Annotated in this window: 21 protein-coding genes; 9 read left to right on the top strand and 12 right to left on the bottom strand. The window is 68.7% G+C overall.

Features of this window, described 5'->3' with window-relative positions; translation table 11 throughout:
• Window positions 1-49: 49 nt before the first annotated feature.
• Both B9C99_RS21065 and mscL read left to right on the top strand, forming a co-directional pair.
• Entirely contained in the window at window positions 50-775 is a 726-nt protein-coding gene (locus B9C99_RS21065; RefSeq protein WP_088899230.1) for an SAF domain-containing protein, read from the top strand.
• A gap of 145 nt (window positions 776-920) precedes the next feature.
• The gene (mscL, locus tag B9C99_RS21060; RefSeq protein WP_088899229.1) at window positions 921-1,355 is read left to right on the top strand and encodes a large-conductance mechanosensitive channel protein MscL; all 435 of its coding nucleotides are present in this window, start codon (window positions 921-923) and stop codon (window positions 1,353-1,355) included.
• 88 nt (window positions 1,356-1,443) lie between these two features.
• Here the strand turns inward: mscL and B9C99_RS21055 are convergent, their stop codons facing one another.
• From B9C99_RS21055 to B9C99_RS21010, 10 genes are all read right to left on the bottom strand, one after another.
• Window positions 1,444-2,076, bottom strand: a complete 633-nt coding sequence (locus tag B9C99_RS21055; protein ID WP_088899228.1) for an MspA family porin — start codon at window positions 2,074-2,076, stop codon at window positions 1,444-1,446.
• A gap of 53 nt (window positions 2,077-2,129) precedes the next feature.
• Complete coding sequence (locus B9C99_RS21050) at window positions 2,130-2,945, bottom strand: MspA family porin (protein WP_088899227.1); 816 nt, start codon at window positions 2,943-2,945, stop codon at window positions 2,130-2,132.
• Window positions 2,946-3,519: 574 nt separating this feature from the next.
• Window positions 3,520-3,756 carry a hypothetical protein gene (locus B9C99_RS21045; protein ID WP_088899226.1) on the bottom strand — a complete coding sequence of 79 codons (237 nt, stop codon included), beginning with the start codon at window positions 3,754-3,756 and terminating at the stop codon, window positions 3,520-3,522.
• A 4-nt stretch (window positions 3,757-3,760) separates the two neighbouring features.
• Window positions 3,761-4,258 carry a molybdenum cofactor biosynthesis protein B gene (locus tag B9C99_RS21040; RefSeq protein WP_006553786.1) on the bottom strand — a complete coding sequence of 166 codons (498 nt, stop codon included), beginning with the start codon at window positions 4,256-4,258 and terminating at the stop codon, window positions 3,761-3,763.
• A gap of 74 nt (window positions 4,259-4,332) precedes the next feature.
• Window positions 4,333-5,577 carry a trypsin-like peptidase domain-containing protein gene (locus B9C99_RS21035; protein ID WP_229567371.1) on the bottom strand — a complete coding sequence of 415 codons (1,245 nt, stop codon included), beginning with the start codon at window positions 5,575-5,577 and terminating at the stop codon, window positions 4,333-4,335.
• A gap of 167 nt (window positions 5,578-5,744) precedes the next feature.
• On the bottom strand, window positions 5,745-7,148 hold the full coding sequence (locus tag B9C99_RS21030; protein ID WP_172415043.1) for a HAMP domain-containing sensor histidine kinase: 1,404 nt from the start codon (window positions 7,146-7,148) through the stop codon (window positions 5,745-5,747).
• Between the two features lie 8 nt (window positions 7,149-7,156).
• Window positions 7,157-7,846, bottom strand: coding sequence for a response regulator transcription factor (locus B9C99_RS21025; RefSeq protein ID WP_088899223.1), 690 nt, complete (start codon window positions 7,844-7,846; stop codon window positions 7,157-7,159).
• Between the two features lie 69 nt (window positions 7,847-7,915).
• Entirely contained in the window at window positions 7,916-8,089 is a 174-nt protein-coding gene (gene rpmF, locus B9C99_RS21020) for a 50S ribosomal protein L32 (RefSeq protein ID WP_088899222.1), read from the bottom strand.
• 33 nt (window positions 8,090-8,122) lie between these two features.
• Window positions 8,123-8,374 (bottom strand): type B 50S ribosomal protein L31, encoded by a 252-nt coding sequence (locus B9C99_RS21015; RefSeq protein ID WP_088899221.1) that lies wholly within the window; start codon window positions 8,372-8,374, stop codon window positions 8,123-8,125.
• Window positions 8,371-9,588, bottom strand: coding sequence for a GTP-binding protein (locus tag B9C99_RS21010; RefSeq protein WP_088899220.1), 1,218 nt, complete (start codon window positions 9,586-9,588; stop codon window positions 8,371-8,373). Before B9C99_RS21010 ends, B9C99_RS21015 begins: the two co-directional genes overlap by 4 nt.
• A gap of 101 nt (window positions 9,589-9,689) precedes the next feature.
• On the opposite strand from B9C99_RS21010, the gene rpmB reads away from it, so the two are divergent.
• From rpmB to B9C99_RS20975, 7 genes are all read left to right on the top strand, one after another.
• Window positions 9,690-9,926 (top strand): 50S ribosomal protein L28, encoded by a 237-nt coding sequence (gene rpmB, locus B9C99_RS21005; RefSeq protein ID WP_016694298.1) that lies wholly within the window; start codon window positions 9,690-9,692, stop codon window positions 9,924-9,926.
• Window positions 9,926-10,093: a 50S ribosomal protein L33 gene (rpmG, locus tag B9C99_RS21000; protein WP_016694299.1), complete on the top strand. Its 168-nt coding sequence runs from the start codon at window positions 9,926-9,928 to the stop codon at window positions 10,091-10,093. The genes rpmB and rpmG overlap by 1 nt, the downstream gene beginning before the upstream one ends.
• Before the next feature lie 2 nt (window positions 10,094-10,095).
• Window positions 10,096-10,401 (top strand): 30S ribosomal protein S14, encoded by a 306-nt coding sequence (gene rpsN / locus B9C99_RS20995; protein ID WP_016694300.1) that lies wholly within the window; start codon window positions 10,096-10,098, stop codon window positions 10,399-10,401.
• A gap of 10 nt (window positions 10,402-10,411) precedes the next feature.
• Complete coding sequence (gene rpsR / locus B9C99_RS20990; RefSeq protein WP_006553776.1) at window positions 10,412-10,669, top strand: 30S ribosomal protein S18; 258 nt, start codon at window positions 10,412-10,414, stop codon at window positions 10,667-10,669.
• Between the two features lie 172 nt (window positions 10,670-10,841).
• Entirely contained in the window at window positions 10,842-11,768 is a 927-nt protein-coding gene (locus B9C99_RS20985) for an AEC family transporter (RefSeq protein ID WP_026061586.1), read from the top strand.
• 32 nt (window positions 11,769-11,800) lie between these two features.
• Entirely contained in the window at window positions 11,801-12,223 is a 423-nt protein-coding gene (locus B9C99_RS20980; RefSeq protein WP_026061587.1) for a hypothetical protein, read from the top strand.
• Window positions 12,224-12,226: 3 nt separating this feature from the next.
• Window positions 12,227-13,399 (top strand): MFS transporter, encoded by a 1,173-nt coding sequence (locus B9C99_RS20975; protein WP_088899219.1) that lies wholly within the window; start codon window positions 12,227-12,229, stop codon window positions 13,397-13,399.
• A 6-nt stretch (window positions 13,400-13,405) separates the two neighbouring features.
• Here the strand turns inward: B9C99_RS20975 and B9C99_RS20970 are convergent, their stop codons facing one another.
• Complete coding sequence (locus B9C99_RS20970) at window positions 13,406-15,343, bottom strand: VWA domain-containing protein (protein ID WP_016694304.1); 1,938 nt, start codon at window positions 15,341-15,343, stop codon at window positions 13,406-13,408.
• Window positions 15,340-16,728 (bottom strand): ATP-binding protein, encoded by a 1,389-nt coding sequence (locus B9C99_RS20965; RefSeq protein WP_088899247.1) that lies wholly within the window; start codon window positions 16,726-16,728, stop codon window positions 15,340-15,342. Before B9C99_RS20965 ends, B9C99_RS20970 begins: the two co-directional genes overlap by 4 nt.
• Window positions 16,729-16,776: the final 48 nt, after the last annotated feature.

Genomic DNA, 16,776 nt, shown 5'->3' with positions numbered 1-16,776 from the left:
GAGGGCTCATCGGGGCCGACAGGGCATACCCACCTTCTAGGTTCGGGGCATGCCCGTCGGCCCCTTCTCGTTCCTCCAGCGTGAGCGCGCGCGTCCGCCCCGCTCGCGCTCCTCTGCGGGTGCCTCGCTGCAGCCCACTCTCCCCGACCGGTTCGTCGAACTCCTCCGCCCCGGCTGGTCGCGCCTCGTCCGGGCCCGCCGGATCGCCGCCGGTCTCCTCGCCGCCCTCGCGGTGATCCTCGCGCTGCGCGGCGACCCCGACACCGATCGCATGGGTGTCGTCGTCGCGGCTCGCGATCTCGCGCCCGGGCACACCCTCACGGCCGACGACGTCGCTCACGTGGAGCGCGATCGGTCCACTGTGGTCGCCGGGACCCTGCACGCCGTAGACGACGCCGTCGGCCACACCCTCGCCGGCCCCGTGCCGGCCGGTGAACCGCTCGTCGACGCCCGTCTTCTCGGCCCCCGTCTCGCCGCAGCCGCCACCGGCTCCGCCGACGCCCGCGTGGTGCCCATCCGGCTCGCCGATGCGGGCGTGAGCGAACTGCTCCGCGAAGGCGACCGCGTCGACGTCCTCACCGTGACGGAGACCGACGACGGGCCCCTGCCCGGCGCACACGTCCTCGCCCGGGGTGCAGTGGTGGTGCTGGCCGAATCCGGCGGGTCGGCGCGGGATCGGAACGAGAGGGTCGTGCTGGTCGCGCTGGAGCCCGAACCCGCCACGGCGGTCGCCGCGGCGTCGCTCGTGAGCGCGCTGACCGTCACGCTGCACTGAAAGTCGCCGTGTTACCGGAGTGTCCGGGTCGTTTCCCCTGCACAATCGCCACGAGGAGCCGACCTCGCGGTTTATCGTGTGGACGTCCGTGTGACCTACCTCATGTGCGCGGCTCCGGCGGACAGGCCGCGAGAAGGAGCACACCATGCTGAAGGGCTTCAAGGACTTCCTGTTGAGAGGCAATGTCCTCGACCTCGCCGTCGCGGTCGTGGTCGGCGCGGCGTTCACCGCCATCGTCACGGCCTTCACCGAGTACATCATCGAACCGCTCATCAGCGCGGTGGGCGGCGACAACGAGATGGGCTGGGGTTTCCAGATCGTCAGCGGCAACCCGGAGACCTTCGTCAACATCGGCGCGGTGATCTCCGCGGCGATCAATTTCATCATCATCGCCGCGGTCGTGTACTTCGTGCTCATCGTCCCCGCCAACGCGGCGAAGAAGAAGTTCGTCACCGAACCGGAGGACAAGCAGGCCAGCGCCGAGGACCTGCTCATCCAGATCCGCGACATCCTCGAAGCCCAGGCGGCGCAGTCGGGTCAGGGCGGCGCGCACGCCAAGCCCAGCCCCGGACTCGAGTAGGTGGCCGACGACGAAGAAGACCGGGCCCGCTCGAGATTCGAGCGGGCCCGGTCTTCCGTGCTGTGTTCGGCGTGAGCCGGATGTCTACTTAGACGGTCCAGGGAGCGCCGTAGGTGGTGACGTTGTCGCCGTTGGCCGTGATGGCGCGAACGAACGGACGGACCTGGACAGCGCCGAGGACGCCGGAGGCGGTGCCGTGGACGTTCGAGAACTGGACGGTCTTGAAGTCACCGTCGAACTCGCCCTCGGCGACGACGAGCTCCTCGATGCCCGGAGCCGGGGTCAGCTCGAGCTCGGCGTAGGCCTGCGGGAGGATGTCGGTGACCTTCACGGTGGTGTCCGTCTTGAAGTCCACACCGAGACCGGGGGTCGAGTAGGTGACGCCGATGGCGCCGTCGATGCTGCCGGCCCACGCGAACTGGTAACCGAACTGGAAGGTGGTGCCCTCCGCATCGGCAGCGCCCTCACCGATGAGGTTGGCGGTGCCGCGGCCATTGTGGAAGAACTCGCGGTTGAACGGGCTGCCACCGAGAGCCGGAACACCCTGAATGAAGGTGTCCTCCTGGGTCACGACGACCTCAAGGCCGTCGGACACGATGCGGTTCTGGTCGTTGACCTCGGCCGTAGCGGCACCCGAGGCACCGAGCACCAGACCGAAGACGGCGGCACCGGCGACGGCGGCGTTACGAGCGGCCTTGAAGCCACGCGACTTGATTCCCATGATTACTCCGTTTGTGGTGGTGGGGACTTCTTGCGGGATGGCGCGGAGCAGGACTAGAGGGTCCAGACCTGGCCGTAGGTGGTGACGTTGTCGCCGTTAGCGGTGATCACACGAACGAACGGGCGAAGAGAAACCGGACCGATGACGCCCGTGGCAGCACCGTGGACGTTGGCGATCTGGACTTCCTTGAAGTCACCGTCGAACTCGCCTTCGGCGACGACGATTTCTTCAATGCCGGGCGCCGGAGTCAGATCGATGGCAGCTGTGACCTGAGGAAGGAGACCCGAAGTGACGAGTGCGTCCTCTGCATAAGGGGCGGGGCTCGTCTTGCCATTGGGGATGTACAGCGGATTACCCTCCGCCGTCCCGTCATCGGTCGCAGGAACGCGATCTTCCTCTTCCACAACGTTTCCGTCGTAATCGACGTACTCGTCTTCATCGTTGGTGTTCCACACCTGATCGAACTGGTCGACGTTCTCGATGCCGCGCGTGGCCTCCAACTCGAGCTGAGGGCTCGCCCAACCGAAGCCGAGTGCGCCGTTGAGCGAGGCGCTCCACGCGACCTGGTAGCCGAACTGGAAGGTCGAACCCTCGAAGTCCGCCGCCTCGGGGCCGACGATGTTCGCGATGCCGCGGCCGTTGTGGAACCATTCGCGGCTCAGCGGGCTGCCGCCGATCGGGGGCACACCGTTGATGAAGGTGTCCTCCTGCGTGACGATGACCTCGTGGCCGTTGGAGACGATCCGGTTCTGGTCGTTGACCTCGGCACCTGCGGCGCCGGCCGATCCGAGAACCAGACCGGCCACAGCAGCTGCTGCCACCGTGGCGTTGCGGGCGGCCCGGAAGCCACGTCGCGTCTGAATCTTCATGAATGCCTCATCCGTTCTCTGCGTGCCGGGTTGCGCACCGCGTCCGACAACAAGTGGTCGCCCTGTCGCCCGCGGGTCGCTGTCCACAGCGAACACACCGGCGGATCAGCCGTCGGTGTGTCGGTTACGTCCATCGTCCGCACGGTTTTGCGTTACCGATTCGTGATCGAGCCCGGGCCGTAGGGCCCGGGCTCGACCGGTTTGAACCTGAGAGGGAGATTAGACCGTGACCTTTCCCAGAGCAACGGCTCGAAAATGTAACGCCGAGGGCTCGAGACGGCTCGTGAGACGCGTGGGAACACACAAAATGTTCACGAAACGGACATGTCGGCATTGCACGCCGACACGCCGGGCAACATGCGCGCTGTATGGCGCATTTTTCGGTTTGTGCAGGTAGGGCGACTCGAGGCTTTCGCCCGCCATGTCTCGAAGGGTGCCCTCAGTGACCGTTCGACACCTCCGCGTCCCACATGGTGGATCATGCGGAGTTGAACGAAATGTTGCATCGCCGTTTCTTCACGGTCGTCAACGAGTTCGAATCACCTCGAGAGCAACCCGGCAAATGTGACACACATCACGGGCCCGAGTGGTGAGGTGGTACCTGACGTCGCAGCCATTCGTCCGATCCGCCTTCGCGCGGATCGTCGTCCCGCCGTTCGTCACGAGTGGTCTCGGGAAGCACGTCGCCGAAGATGCGCGCCAGCCGTGCCCGGTCGATCCGGGCACGGCTCTCGTGCTTCTCTTCGGTCACCTCGTCGGGCTCGTCCGGGGGCTCGTCGGGCTCCTGCGGGTCCGCAGGGTCGCCGGCCATGGCGTCACTCCTCCATCCAGGACAGCTCTTCGATGACGTGCGCCGCGAGAGGAAGCAGGGTCGCCATCCCGTCGCGGATGGCGGGACGCGACGACGCGAGGTTCACCACCAGCGTCGATCCGGAGACGCCCACGAGACCGCGGGAGAGGCCGGCGTCGACGGCACCCGACGCCAGGCCCGACGAACGCAGCGCCTCGGCGATGCCGCGAATCTCGTGATCGAGCACGTCCTCGGTCGCGTCGGGAGTCACGTCGCGCGGGGTGACACCGGTGCCACCGACGGAGATCACCAGGTCGACACCGCCGATCACCGCGGTGTTGAGTGCATTTCGGATCTCGACCTCGTCGGCCGCGACCGTCACGACACCGTCGACCGCGAAGCCACCTTCGACGAGAAGCTCCGTGACCAGCGGGCCCGCGGAGTCCGGACTGTCGCCGTGGGAGACGCGGTCGTCGACGACGACGACGAGCGCGCGGCCTTTTCTGGGAGCTTCGAGTTCCATGAGGTCCACGGTAGTTTGCGGGTCGAGAGCATGCGGCTCTTGTACCGAAATGTGAGCTATGTCCATGTCGTCCCTCATCGTCCGGCGGAATCTGCGGTGGTCACGACGTCGACGGTGTTCTCCTCACCGTCGGCCGTGCGGTAGGTGATCTTCACGGTCTCGCCGGGGGCGCGGGAGCGGATCGCGGCGATGAGCGAGTCGCCGTCGGTGATGACCCGCTCGTCGACGCGGACGATGAGCGCGTTGTTCGGGATGCCCGCACGATCGGCCGGCCCGTCGGGTACGACTTCCACGACGCGCGCGCCGTAGGCGTTGTCCCGGGACGGGACCTGGACACCGATGATCGAGTGCGTCGCCTGCCCGGTGTCGACGAGTTCCTGCGCGATGCGCCGGGCCTGCTCGACGGGGATCGCGAAGCCGAGGCCGATCGAGCCCGACTGTCCGCCGGCCGTGGCGATCGCGGTGTTGATGCCGACGAGGCGACCTTCCATGTCGACGAGCGCGCCACCGGAGTTGCCCGGGTTGATCGCCGCGTCGGTCTGGATCGCGTCGATGACCGACGCCTGGTTGGCAGTGTCCCCGCTCGTGGAGACGGGACGGTTGAGGGCCGAGACGATGCCCGCCGTCACGGTGCTCTGGAGTCCGAGTGGCGAACCGACGGCCACGACCTCCTGGCCGACCGCCAGGTTCTCGGCGCTGCCGAGTTCGATAGGTGTGAGGTCGGTGCGACCTTCCGTCCGGATGACGGCGATGTCCGAGACCGCGTCCGCGCCGACGACCGTCGCCGGTGCGGTGGAACCGTCCGAGAAGTAGACCGTCAGGCGCGCGCCCTGCCCGCCACCCGCCACGACGTGGTTGTTGGTGAGAATCAATCCGTCCGAGGACAGGACCACACCCGAACCCTCACCGGCACCCGTGCGACCGAGGACCTCGATCCGCACGACGCTCGGCACGACCCTGTCGGCGACGGCCTGCACGCTGCCCTCGGGAGCGGCGGCGATCGTCTGTGTCTCGGGTCGCGGGGCGTCGAGGGAGTTGACGACCGGTCCGGACGAGTCGCGTACCGACCAGGCACCGACCGCGCCACCGATTCCGCCGCTCACCAGTGCCAGTGCGATGGCACCGACGACGAGGGCGGTACGGCCCGGCATGCGATTCGATGCCGTGTGATTCGGTGCTGGGTGATTCGATCCCGGCGCCGGCGGCGGAGGTGCCGGCTGCTGGGCGGCCTGCGCGTAGGGGTCGGTGTATCCACCGGGGCCGTACGGATGGGGTTGCGGTTGCGGTGCTCCCGCGCCGCGGGTGGGGTCCTCACTCATTCGTCACTTCGCCTTCGTCCGCCGGGGCCACCGGACGCATACGGGTCGACGTCGGCGTGCGGTGGCCGATCATGCGGGGTGCGTCGAGCACCTCCGCCCTTCTTCGTCCAGCATGGACCGGGCAGCTGAGAGTCGCCTCAGAAGTACCCGCGATTTCGCTGTCGAATTCATCCGATCTCGGTGGGGTGCGTCTCTCCATCGAGGGTCGGTGTGCCGGGCAACACGATGCGGATCAGCGCGCCACCACGATCCGACCGTTCGACGGCGATCGTCCCGCCGTGCTTCGTGACCATCTGTCGCACGATGGCCAGTCCCAGACCGGATCCCGGCATCGACCGCGCGGTCGTCGCCCGGTAGAACCGCTCGAACACCAGCTCGCGTTCCTCCTCCGGGATCCCCGGGCCGGCGTCGTCGACGGTCAGTTCCATCAGGCCACTGGCGATCTGCCGCATGTTCACGACGACGTCCTCCCCCGCCGGGCTCCACTTGGCCGCGTTGTCGAGGACGTTGACCACGGCGCGGGTGAGTCCGGCCTGGTCGCCGAAGACGAACCACTGCTCGGTGGTCGCCCGGAACTCGATGTCGGTACGCCGTCGACGCGCGCGTTCGAGACTGCGGTCCACCACCTCGGCGACGTCGACGACCTCGAAGACCGTCTCCGGCGCATCCTCACGGGCGAGGTCGACGAGATCACCGACGAGCGTCGACAACTCCTCGATCTGGCCGATGACGTCGGCCCGCAACTCGGCCATGTCCTCGTCGGGCAGGCTCGGTGCACCGGGACGGCTCGCCGCGATGAGCAGTTCCATGTTGGTCCGCAATGAGGTCAGCGGTGTCTTCAGTTCGTGACCGGCGTCGGCGACCAGCCGGCTCTGCCGTTCCCGCGACTCGGCGAGCGCGCGCAGCATCATGTTGAAGCTCTCGGTGAGACGGGCGAGCTCGTCGTGGCCGGTCACCCGGATGGGCCGCAGGTCGTCGGTGCGGGCGACCCGCTCGGCGGCGGCGGTGAGCCGGGCGACGGGACGCAGACCCGTACGGCCGACCGTCGCACCCACGGCGGCGGCGAGCACCACCCCGCACCCGCCCACGATGAACAGCACACTCGCCAGGCGGTTGAGGATCTCGACGGTGGGACGCAGGCGCTGCGCGATCACGACCGTGCTGCCATCGGGCATGCGCTGGGCCAGTACGCGCTGCTGGGCGACGGTGCGAAGCGACGACTCACGGTCGCCCTCGGCCACCGCCAGTTCGGATTCGCCGATGGGGACCGACGAGCCCGGCGGCACGTACCTGCCGAGATCCGGGTAGATCAGGGCCACGCTGATGTCGGAGCTGTAGAGCTGGGCCCCACCGATATAGCGCGGGTCATAGGTGATGAGGGTGCTCGACTCGACGAGCGCGGCGGCCCGCGCCCGCAACTGCGTGTCGACATCCGAGTACAACGCCCGCGAGACCACCGCGTAGGCCGCGATGGAGGTGACGGCGACGGCGAGCGCCACCGCGCCGGCCGCGAGGAGCGTGACGCGGGTGCGCAGCGGCACCGAGCGGGTCAGAAGAAGAGGTGGTCGCATCGGGTCGCTCACGGCGGGGTTTCGCGCAGCACGTACCCGACGCCGCGCACCGTGTGGATCAGGCGCGGTTCTCCACCGGCCTCGGTCTTGCGTCGCAGGTACCCCACGTAGACCTCGAGGGCGTTGCCGGAGGTCGGGAAGTCGTAACCCCACACCTCCTCGAGGATGCGGCTGCGCGTGAGCACCCTCCGCGGGTTCGCCATGAGCATCTCCATCAAGGAGAACTCGGTGCGGGTGAGGCTGATCTGCCGGTCACCGCGGGTGACTTCGCGGGTCGCGGGGTCGAGGCTGAGGTCGGCGAACCGCAGCACCTCGTCGGCGGACGAGTCCGGGTCGGGCGCGGCACGACGCAGCAGCGCCCGCAGCCGCGCGAGCAGTTCCTCGAGCGCGAACGGTTTCGGCAGGTAGTCGTCGGCGCCCGCGTCGAGACCCGCGACCCGCTCCGAGACGGAGTCGCGCGCGGTAAGGACGAGGATCGGCAGGTCGTCGCCGGTGCTGCGCAGTCGGCGGCACACCTCGAGACCGTCGACGCGCGGCATCATCACGTCGAGCACCATCGCATCCGGACGCGACGCCGCGACCTGCTCGAGGGCGTCCTGCCCATCCGTCGCGAGGTCGACCGTGTATCCGTTGAAACTCAGTGACCGGCGCAGCGACTCCCGCACCGCACGGTCGTCGTCGACCACCAGAATGCGCATGATCACCATTGTGGCCTGCCCCTACTGAGAGCGCGCTGAGAACCCGCGGTGGCGGGCGGGCTCTACGACTCAGTCGGTCCGGGGATCGACGTCACCCCTGTGCACGGCCTCGACGAGCCTGCGGGGCACCTTCACTGTCGTTCCGTCGACCGTGACCGGCACGAGATCGGGGACCTTCGCCGTCCACTGCGACCGGCGATGACGGGTGTTCGAGCGGGACTTCCTGCGTTTGGGGACTGCCATGTCGTTCTCCTTCGATGTCGGGAGGTTCGGGGATCAGGGTCGGCGCCGGCCGTACTTGCGCTCGAACTTCTCGACGCGACCGGCGGTGTCGAGCAGGCGGGCGGCGCCCGTCCAGAACGGGTGCGAGTCGCTCGTGACATCGACGACGATCAGCGGGTAGGTACGGCCGTCCGACCAGACGGTCGTGCGTTCGGATGTCGCGGTGGAACGGGTCAGGAAGGTGGCGCCGGTGTTGGCGTCCCGGAAGACCACGGGGTGGTAGTCGGGATGCAGGGCCGGTTTCATCGGTGTTCCTCTCTCTCGTTGTCGCGGCGGTCTGCCGGGAGGTCGTCACATGGGTCTTCGTGGAATCGACCGAAGGGGTCGTGCCAGGTCGGCCACAGGTCGGGGCGGTCGAACTCGTCGTCGGTCACGACCGCCGCGCGCAGGGTGCGGTCGATGAGATCCGGGTCGGCGTCGTGGACGAGGACGACGATGCTCGTGTCCCGGTCGCCGTAGCGTTCGTCCCAGCGCAGCGACGCCATCGCGCGGCGTTCCGGCGGGATCTCGCGCTGTTGCTCGGGAGTCATCGACACGAGCCACGGCCCGGCATGAGCGACCCGCAGTCCTCCACCGGCGGATTCGACGAGCAGCGCATTGTCGGGTTGGGTGGCGACCCACAGTCGCCCTCGGGCGCGCACGACGCCGTCGAGCAGCACGTCGATCGCGTGGTGGAGACGTTCCGGATGGAACGGCCGGTCTGCGGAGAACTCGACGAGGCGGATTCCGCAGTCGTCGTCGAGGGGCGGTTGACCTCGTAGGAGAGGCGAGTGTGCCCCGTCGATCGCCCCGCGACGGGCGGTGGCGGGTATCTCGCGAAGGAGCCGCTCGACGTCCGGTTCCCCCGCCCACGCGATCGGCGCGTCCGGGGCGAGTCGGGTGAGCACCGCGTGCAGGCGCGCCTGCTGCCAGCCGTCCGCTCCCGGGAGCACCACCAGCGCATCGGCGAACTCGACCTGGCCGACGACGACCTGCGCCAGGGTGCGGTCGTCGTCGATACGCTCGTTCAGTTCGTCGTCGCCCGTCGCGTCCTCGAGCCAGGTTGCGGCGTCGAGGCAGGTCACGACGCCGTCCACCCGGACATCGAGGGACGCGGGTCCGTCGACACGACCGACGATCCCGCTCACCACGACATGTTCGACTGCCCAGCACAATGCCTCGGGTTCGAGTTGCGGGTCGAGGTGCAGCACGATCCGGTCGACGCTGCTGTAGTCGCGCATACGGCGCAGAAGCGGCAGCAGATCCTCACGCAGTGTGCAGGAGACGCACCCGTGCGCGAGTTCGAGGATCTCGATGCGTTCGCCCTCGACGGTGAGCACGGAGCGGCGGAGTATGCCTTGGTCGAGACTGGACAGGTCGTGGTGGACGACCGCGGTGCCCGGACGCAGGAGCGACCGCGCGACCTGCGCAGTCCGTCCGCGCCATCCGCAGACGATGACGAGCGGCGTCCTGGTGTCCACAGGACTCCTTTCGATAACGATTGTCATTAACGACATCTGAGCGTACAGTCGGCGAAGCACTTTGTCGAAAATGATTGTCGTTACCTACGAAAGGAGCCGACGTGTCGGCCACGTGCCAACTCACCGGACGGCGACCCGGTTTCGGGAGATCCGTATCGCACTCCCATGTCCGCACCAGCCGGCGGTGGAACCCGAACATCCAGCGCAGAACCTATTTCGTACCCTCGCTCGGACGCCGGGTCACGCTGAACCTGTCCACCAAGGGCATCAAGATCGTCGACCGCGACGGCATCGAGAGCGTCGTCGCACGTCTGCGTACCCGTGGGGAGATATTCTGATGGCAGCACGCAGCGAGATCCGGCCTATCGTCAAGCTTCGCTCCACCGCCGGGACCGGCTACACCTACGTCACCCGGAAGAACCGCCGAAACGATCCCGACCGTCTCGTCCTGCGCAAGTACGACCCCGTGCTGCGCAGACACGTCGACTTCCGAGAGGAGAAGTAGTCGTGGCGAAGAAATCGAAGATCGCACGCAACGAGCAACGGAAGGCGATCGTGGCCCGGTACGCCGAGCGCCGCGCGGAACTGAAGGAGGTCGTGCGCCGACCGTCGTCCTCGCCCGAGGAGCGCAGCGAAGCCCAGCGGACACTGCAGCGTCTACCCCGCGACGCCAGTCCGGTACGATTGCGCAATCGAGACGCTGCGGACGGCCGCCCGCGCGGCTACCTGCGAAAGTTCGGGCTCTCACGAGTGCGTGTGCGTGAACTCGCCCACCGCGGGGAACTACCCGGCGTCCACAAGTCGAGCTGGTGAGGAGCGAGATATGGCAGTCAAGCGAGGTCCGTCGAAGAAGTCGCGTGCCGTCGAGGGACGCAAGCCCAAGAAGAACCCCCTCTTCGCGGCGAAGATCGAGTACGTCGACTACAAGGACGTCAACCTGCTCCGCACCTTCATCTCCGACCGCGGCAAGATCCGCAGCCGTCGCGTCACGGGCCTGACCCCGCAGCAGCAGCGTCAGGTCGCCGTCGCGGTGAAGAACGCCCGCGAGATGGCTCTGCTCCCCTACGTCAGCAGCAAGTAGGTCGTAGCTTCCGACGCCGCCTCTCCCATCGGGAGGGGCGGCGTCGTCGTGTGTGCACCCGAGACCGACGTTGTTCGCGAAAATCTGCCGAGAATCGCAAACAACCTCGGTCTCGATGCTCGCTTCGGTCCGATGGTGGGGAGACGCCCCGGGGTCCTTAGACTAGGCAACCGTGTCGGGTGTGATCGCGGGGTTCAGTGTCATCTTCGTGATCATCGCCATCGGCTTCACGCTGGGGCGCCTGGGCACACTCGGGCACGAGGCGCAGACGGTGCTCAGCCGGCTCGTCTTCTTCGTCGCCACCCCCGCGCTGCTGTTCGACGTGCTCGCGACGTCCGACCTGTCGGTGATCTTCTCGCCCAATCTCTACATCGCGGCGGCCACGGCGTTCGCCGTCGCGATCGTGCACTTCGTCGTCGCGAAGCTCTGGCTGCGACGTGCAGTTCCCGAGGCGACCATCGGTGCGCTGTGCGCCGGTTACGTCAACTCCGCGAACCTCGGCATCCCCATCGCCGTGTTCGTGCTCGGCGACGCGTCGTTCGTCGCGCCCCTGCTGTTGTTCCAGATCGTCGTGCTCTCCCCCATCGCACTGACGATGCTCGACCTGTCGACGATGCGCGCCGGGGTCTCGCGCCTCGACACCCTGCTCGCGCCGTTCAAGAACCCCATCGTCCTGGCCGCCGCGGCCGGACTCGCCATCGCGATCAGCGGATGGACGCCTCCCGAGGCGTTGCTGCAGCCGTTCCATCTGCTCGGCGGCGCGTCGGTGCCCGGTGCGCTGCTCGCGTTCGGGTTGTCGCTGCAGGGTGTCCGGGTGCTCGAGAAGGGAACGAGCCCGCGCCGCGACATCGCGCTCGCCTCGGTGCTCAAGATCCTCGCCCAGCCCGTGCTCGCGTATCTGATGGGGCGATTCGTGTTCGGCCTCGACGGCCACGCACTGTTCGCCGTCGTGGTGGTCGCCGCGCTGCCGACTGCGCAGAACGTCTTCGTCTACGCCAGTGCCTACGGTCGCGGCACGGTGCTCGCCCGCGACGCCGCACTCGTCACCACCCTCGCCTCCATCCCTGCGATCGGCGTGACCGCCGCCCTGCTGGCGTGATGAACACGCGACACGGGAATACCGTGGGAACCATGCGTTCCGTCGTCCGTGCCTGCCGGGGAATCACCGTCCTCGCGATGTGCCTGCTCATCGCAGCCTGCGGGTCGAGTTCGAGTACACCGGACGTCCCGGCGCTGCCCGAGGAACCGGTTCCGGCAGGGGCGACGGCGTTCTCGCCGCGACCCGACATCGTCGACGCGCATCCGCTGACGATCCTGTCGTGGTCGCGGGTGAGCGACGACCGGATCGCCCTGCACTTCGAGACGGGCACCCCCGAGTGCTTCGGCGTCGACGCGACCGTCACCGAAACGGACGACACGGTGACGGTGACGCTCCTCGGCGGCACGCTGCCGGAGATGCAGGACCGCATGTGCATCATGGTCGCCGTCGCCGGCACCCTCGAGGTCTCCTTGCAGTCGCCGCTCGGCGACCGGGTCGTGACGGCCGGCGTCTGACATATGTCGCATCCTCCGCGTCACTGGCTGCTGTACCTGTGCTTGTCCACAGCCCTGCTGCACGCGGCATTCCAGTCGATCCGCGTCCTGGTCTCCTACCGGATCCTCGCGCTGGGCGGTGATGCGACGACCATCGGTGCCGTCACCGCGCTCTACGCCATCGTCCCGCTGATCGCGGCGGTGCGGATGGGACGCGCCGTGGACCGCGGCCACGCGACCGCCATTCTCCGTTCGGGCATCGTCGTCACCACGGCCGGCGCCGGGTTGATCGCTCTCAGTTCGGGATTGCCCGTGCTCGCCGCCGGCAACGTCGTGCTCGGTCTCGGGCAGTTGCTCGTCACGGTGTCGGGGCAGGCGTTCGTGTCGATCCTGTCGCCGCCGGGTCAACTGGATCGCGGGTTCGCCGGTCTCACGCTGGGTGTGTCGGTCGGGCAGGCCGTCGGTGTGCCGGTCTCCGGCGTGATCGCCGCGACCACCGGCGACGGCAACGGCTCCGTCGAGACCACCGGCGCACTGCTGGCCATGACGGTGGTCTCGCTGCTCTCCCTTCCACTCGTGCTGGGACTTCGTGAACCGCCCGGCTCCGGCCGCACCGCGGAGGACGGCGCGCCCCAGTCGATCCTGTCGATGCTCGGGACGAAGGGCATGAAGCCCGCGATGCTGTCGAGCCTGGTGGTCCTCGCCTCGGTCGACCTCGTCGTCGCCTACCTGCCGTTGCTCGGTGAGCAGTTCGGGTTCGGTGTGCTGCTGGTGTCGATCCTGCTCACCGCCCGCACCGTGGCGTCCATCGTCTCGCGTGCCCTGCTGCCGTGGGCGTTGCGCCGGATTCCACGCAGGTGGCTGCTCGTCTCCGCGACCGCCGGGACCATCGTGCCGGTCGCGCTGCTGCCGCTCGTGCCGAACCCGTGGGTCATCGGCGCCTTGCTGGCCGTGTGCGGAATGTTCTGGGGCGTCGGCCAACCCCTGACGATGACGTGGGTGGTCGAACTCGTCGCACCGGCCGACCGCGCGTCGGCGCTGGCGGTGCGGTTGACCGGCAACCGTCTCGGGCAGGTCGCGGTGCCCATGGTGGCCGGCGCGATCGCCGGGGTCGCCGGTGTCGCGTCGATCTTCTGGGTGACCGCCGCCCTGCTGTCCGCCGCCGCGACGACCACGTGGCGTTCGGTGCGACGCTGAGACTCCTTACGACCGCCGACGGGCCCGCACGTAGTCGGCGACGACCGCCGCCCCGAGACCGTCGACGTCGGGCGCGACCACCCGTCCCCCGACGCGACGCGCCAGCACGTCGACGACCCGCGCGAGACCCGGATCGCTGCCGAGCCGGAAGATCGTGACCTGGGCGCCGAGCCGCGCGATGTGGTCGAGTTCGCGCACCGTCAGCCCGAGAGTGCGTGCGCTCGGCGGGTAGTCGAAGGCCGCGAAGCCGTCCGGTTCGAGGTGGGCGGTGGGTTCACCGTCGGTGACGACGAAGACCACCGGCTGCGCGTTGGGATGACGACGCAGGTGACGACCCGCGAGCATCAGGGCGTGGTGCAGATTGGTGCCCTGCTCGTAGACGCCGTCGAGCCCGGCGAGTTCGGGCGCCGACACCACACGAGCGTGCCGACCGAACGCGATGAGCTGCAGCGCATCCCCGCGGAAGCGCGTGGACACGAGGTGGTTCAGCGCGAGGGCCGTGCGTTTCATCGGCACCCAGCGACCGTCCATGACCATCGAGAACGACGTGTCGACGAGCAGCGCGACCGCCGCCTGCGTCCGCTGTTCGGTCTCGATCACCTCGACGTCCTGCACCGACATCCGCACCGGCAGACCGGGACTGCGCAGGGTCGCGTTGGTGAGGGTCCGCACGACGTCCCATGGTTCGGTGTCGCCGAACTCCCATGCCTTCGACGCGCCGGTCGGTTCGCCGAGCACACCCGCCCGCCGCGACTCGCGTTGCCCGGTGCGCGACGAGATGCGATTGACGACGTCGCGCAGGGCCGCCTCGCCGAGCCGGCGCATGGCCTTGGGCGACAGTCGCCACTGCCCGTCGGCACCCCGGTCGAAGAAGCCCTGCCGCTGCAGTTCCTTCTCGAGTTCGGCGAGGGTACGCGCATCGGCTGCGGCCTCGGGCCCGAGATGACGGGCGAGCGCGTCGAGGTCGATGTCGTCGAGGGACGCCCCGGCGTACTGCTGCGACAGCTGCTCGGCGAGCTGGTCGAGTTCGGACAGCTCCTGCAGCGCCGAGGTGGCCTCACCGAGACCCATGCCCTGTTCGCCGCGCACCTGCTCGGAACCGGTCCAGTCCTCGCCGGGACGCGCGGCACGCAGGTGGCCGTCGAGACGGTCGAGCTGGCTCATCAGATCCGGAGATCCGAAGGCCTGCTGTGCGAGAGCGTCGAGTTCGTCGCGCTGCTCGGGGGTGAGCGAGTTGCGCAGCCGCTGCGCCGCCGCGGCCCGCTGTGCGAGGGAGTCGAGCAGTTCCTCGACGTTCTGCGGGTTCTCCGGGAAGAACTCGCCGTGCTCGGCCATGAACTGCTCGAAGTCCTCCTCGGTGTCCTCACCGCGGGAGTGCTTGTCGAGCAGATCGTTGAGGTCCTCGAGCATCTCCGAGATGCGTTGCCGGTCCTCGTCGGTGGCCCCTTCGAGCGCCTGCTTCATCCCGGCGAAGCGCTGGTCGAGCATCTCCCGGCCGAGCAGGTCGCGGATCTTCTCGTAGTCCTGCCGGGCCTGCGCGCTGCGCCAGTCGTAGTCGGCGAGTTCCTGCACGGCCTGCGCCGTCGACGGCGGTAGTTCCTCGATCCGCATCTCCGCGAACCGCGCGTCGTCGTCGAGGGCGCGGGCCAGCTCCTTGCGTTCCTCGAGCACGGCGCGGTCGAGCAGTTCGCGCACCTCGCGCAGGGTGCCGTCGAGATTGGTGCGGTCGAGCAGCTGACGTCGGCGCCGGTTCGCCTGCGCGGCAAGCTTGTCGAGGCCGCGCATGCCGTCCTGCCCGCGACGCAGCAACTCCCGCAGGGCGCGCTTGGGTGACGCGCCGGCCATGACGTCGTCGCCGATCGCGGCGAGCGCGTCGCGCAGGTCCACCGGCGGGGCGAGCGGATCGCCCCCGGCATACGGACCGTAGCGGGCCGACCTGCTCATCGGGAGTACACCGCCGAGCCGTCGTCGCCGGTGTCCTTGGCGATGCGCCGCGCCAGGTACAGACCCTCGAGGGCGAGTTCCACTGCCGCGGCGCGGGTTCCGGTGTCGGTGGCGCCGAGCCGTTCGGCGACGGCGTCGAGGACGGGCAGTTCGGGCAGTTCGTCGAGCAGCACCTTCGCGGTGATCCGCTCACCGGTGACCACCGGATCACCCTGTTCGACGGCGGCGACCAGCGGCCCGAGGTCGACGCCCGCGAGCCGCGAGCGGGCGGTCTCGGCCGTGGCGCGCCGGAGGAGGTGATCGAGGATCTCGAATTCCCTTCCCTCCTCGCCGGATTCGAACTCCACCTTGCCGCGGAGCACCTCGACGACCGTGCCGAGGTCGACGGGACGCGCGACCGGATCGTCCTCACCGAGGACCGCACCGCGGTGCAGCGCCGCGGCCGAGACGGTCTCGGCGCCGGCGACGGCGAACCGCGCCGAGACACCCGAACGCTGGTCGACGGAGGTCGATTCGCGCAGCAGCCTGGTGAACCGGGCGAGGATCTCGAAGAGATAGTCGGGCACGCGGGACTGCAGGTGCGCCTCCTGCTCGATGACGGCGATCTCGTCCTCGAGCCGGGTCGGGTAGTGCGTGCGGATCTCCGCGCCGAAACGGTCCTTGAGCGGGGTGATGATGCGACCGCGGTTCGTGTAGTCCTCGGGGTTCGCGCTCGCGACGAGCAGCACGTCGAGGGGCAGGCGCAGCGTGTAGCCGCGGACCTGGATGTCGCGTTCCTCCATGACGTTGAGCAGCGACACCTGGATGCGTTCGGCGAGGTCGGGCAGTTCGTTGACGGCGACGATGCCGCGGTGCGCGCGGGGCACGAGACCGAAGTGGATCGTCTCCGGGTCGCCGAGGCTGCGACCCTCCGCGACCTTCACGGGGTCGACGTCGCCGACGAGGTCGGCGACCGAGGTGTCGGGCGTCGCGAGCTTCTCGGCGTACCGCTCGCTGCGGTGCCGCCACGCGACGGGCAGGTCGTCGCCGAGTTCGGCGGCACGGCGGATCGACGCCGGGGTGATGGGTTCGTAGGGGTGCTCGCCGAGTTCGGAGCCGGCGATGACCGGGGTCCATTCGTCGAGCAGCAGCGGCAGGGTGCGCAGCAGGCGCGTCTTGCCCTGGCCGCGTTCGCCGAGCAGGACCACGTCGTGGCCGGCGATGAGGGCGCGTTCGAGCTGCGGGACGACGGTGTCCTCGAAACCGAGGATTCCGGGCCACGGATCGGTACCGTCGCGCAGCGCAGCGAGCAGGTTGTGCCGGATCTCGTCCTTGACGGACCGTTGCACGTGGCCGGAGGCGCGGAGCTCGCCGACCGTGGAGGGGCGCGGTGTGGGTGACGTCACCTCACCCAAGGTACGACCGAACCGCCGTTTCGGCATCCGTGATCCCGC

The sequence above is a fragment of the Rhodococcus sp. BUPNP1 genome (assembly GCF_002215235.1).
In the GTDB taxonomy this organism is placed as follows: domain Bacteria; phylum Actinomycetota; class Actinomycetes; order Mycobacteriales; family Mycobacteriaceae; genus Rhodococcus.
The sequence above is the reverse complement of the archived record's forward strand: the minus strand, read 5'-3'. Positions and strand labels throughout refer to the sequence as shown.

What these genes read in the sequence shown, in the direction of transcription:
- B9C99_RS21065 (WP_088899230.1), top strand. Translation starts at nt 50, where the DNA reads ATGCCCGTCGGCCCCTTCTCGTTCCTCCAGCGTGAGCGCGCGCGTCCG.
- rpsR (WP_006553776.1), top strand. Translation starts at nt 10,412, where the DNA reads ATGGCAGTCAAGCGAGGTCCGTCGAAGAAGTCGCGTGCCGTCGAGGGA.
- B9C99_RS21015 (WP_088899221.1), bottom strand. Translation starts at nt 8,374, where the DNA reads ATGAAACCGGCCCTGCATCCCGACTACCACCCCGTGGTCTTCCGGGAC.
- B9C99_RS21040 (WP_006553786.1), bottom strand. Translation starts at nt 4,258, where the DNA reads ATGGAACTCGAAGCTCCCAGAAAAGGCCGCGCGCTCGTCGTCGTCGTC.
- B9C99_RS21030 (WP_172415043.1), bottom strand. Translation starts at nt 7,148, where the DNA reads ATGCGACCACCTCTTCTTCTGACCCGCTCGGTGCCGCTGCGCACCCGC.
- B9C99_RS20975 (WP_088899219.1), top strand. Translation starts at nt 12,227, where the DNA reads ATGTCGCATCCTCCGCGTCACTGGCTGCTGTACCTGTGCTTGTCCACA.
- B9C99_RS21035 (WP_229567371.1), bottom strand. Translation starts at nt 5,577, where the DNA reads ATGAGTGAGGACCCCACCCGCGGCGCGGGAGCACCGCAACCGCAACCC.
- B9C99_RS21025 (WP_088899223.1), bottom strand. Translation starts at nt 7,846, where the DNA reads ATGCGCATTCTGGTGGTCGACGACGACCGTGCGGTGCGGGAGTCGCTG.
- mscL (WP_088899229.1), top strand. Translation starts at nt 921, where the DNA reads ATGCTGAAGGGCTTCAAGGACTTCCTGTTGAGAGGCAATGTCCTCGAC.
- B9C99_RS21045 (WP_088899226.1), bottom strand. Translation starts at nt 3,756, where the DNA reads ATGGCCGGCGACCCTGCGGACCCGCAGGAGCCCGACGAGCCCCCGGAC.
- rpmF (WP_088899222.1), bottom strand. Translation starts at nt 8,089, where the DNA reads ATGGCAGTCCCCAAACGCAGGAAGTCCCGCTCGAACACCCGTCATCGC.
- rpmG (WP_016694299.1), top strand. Translation starts at nt 9,926, where the DNA reads ATGGCAGCACGCAGCGAGATCCGGCCTATCGTCAAGCTTCGCTCCACC.
- B9C99_RS21050 (WP_088899227.1), bottom strand. Translation starts at nt 2,945, where the DNA reads ATGAAGATTCAGACGCGACGTGGCTTCCGGGCCGCCCGCAACGCCACG.
- B9C99_RS21055 (WP_088899228.1), bottom strand. Translation starts at nt 2,076, where the DNA reads ATGGGAATCAAGTCGCGTGGCTTCAAGGCCGCTCGTAACGCCGCCGTC.
- B9C99_RS20970 (WP_016694304.1), bottom strand. Translation starts at nt 15,343, where the DNA reads ATGAGCAGGTCGGCCCGCTACGGTCCGTATGCCGGGGGCGATCCGCTC.
- B9C99_RS20980 (WP_026061587.1), top strand. Translation starts at nt 11,801, where the DNA reads ATGCGTTCCGTCGTCCGTGCCTGCCGGGGAATCACCGTCCTCGCGATG.